Source organism: Thalassotalea sp. G20_0, assembly GCF_017744175.1.
Taxonomy (GTDB): domain Bacteria; phylum Pseudomonadota; class Gammaproteobacteria; order Pseudomonadales; family Endozoicomonadaceae; genus Endozoicomonas.
Genome location: NZ_JAGHQV010000222.1, coordinates 1 through 1,223 on the forward strand (window position 1 = coordinate 1; position 1,223 = coordinate 1,223).

The following is a 1,223-nucleotide window of genomic DNA, read 5'->3' on the forward strand; positions in this document are numbered from 1 at the left end:
CTCCACAGGCTAACCCCGCCAGCCCGGCGGTTTTAATATTAATGGCTGCATTAATATCTCTGTCGTGATGGGTATTGCACTCAGGGCAGTCCCATTCACGAACAGACAACGGCAGACTTTCATGGACAAACCCGCAACCTGAGCAACGCTTTGAGCTTGGAAAGAATCGGTCGATCTGAACGACCTGTCTTTCAGCCCACTCTGCCTTGTACTGCAACTGTCGGACAAATTCTCCCCAGTTTGCGTCGGCTATGTGTTTTGCCAGTTTTGGATTCTTAATCATGTTCTTCACTGCAAGGTCTTCACAAACTACGACTTGGTTCTCGTTAATGAGTTTGCGGGATGCTTTGTGGGTAGCATCCATCCGGCAATCAGCGATCTTGGCATGAGTACGTGCAACCTTGAGCTTTGCTTTGGCTCTGTTACTACTGCCTTTCTGCTTTTTTGACAACTGACGCTGAAGGTAGGCGAGCTTTTCCTCGTAGCGTTTGGTGTGTCTTGGATTGCCGGATTTTTCACCGTCTGAAGTGATGAACAGATCATTCAAACCTAAATCAATGCCCACTGTCTTGTGACTAATAGGCATTGGTTTAGCTTCAAATTCGCACAGCATGGAAACAAAGTACCGACCTGCACGATCTTTGCTGATAGTGACACTGGAGGGCTCGGAAGGCAGTTCTCGACTCCAGCGAATATTCAGAGCCTCTTTGCTTTTAGCAATGAAGAGCTGACCATCTTTGTACTTGAAAGCAGACGAAGCAAAAGTTGCACTCTGTTTTGCGTGTCTCTTCTTGAAAGTCGGGTACTTAGCCCTACCTTCCCAAAAGTTCTTGAAGGCGGTTTGTTGATGGCGTAGTGATTGCTGAATGGGTACTGAAGAAACATCGTTCAGCCACTGATATTCAGGGTTCTTTTTCAGTTCGGTAAGCTGCTTTGATGCTGCGTTGTAATTAACACTGTTGCCGTTCTTGTAGTACTCGTCGGTACGCCAGCGAAGGATATGGTTGTAGACAAAACGTACGCAGCCGAAAGTTTGGGCAAGTAGCTTTTCTTGCTCAGACGTTGGATAGAATCGGTATTTGTAAGCTCGTTTAGTCATAATTACAAGAATAACTATTTTTGTGTAAATTGCAATCTTTACCAGCCCTGTTGGGCTGGGAGCTTACATCCCCGCACTAGAAGTACGGGGTTTTACGCTCATTCGATAAAGGTTTTCCATATAT

Annotated in this window: 1 protein-coding gene; it reads right to left on the minus strand. The window is 46.0% G+C overall.

Annotated elements, in window-relative coordinates:
• Nucleotides 1–1,099: RNA-guided endonuclease InsQ/TnpB family protein (locus tag J7438_RS25640; protein WP_209278872.1), on the minus strand; the 1,099-nt coding region annotated here is incomplete at its 3' end.
• Nucleotides 1,100–1,223 lie beyond the last annotated feature (124 nt).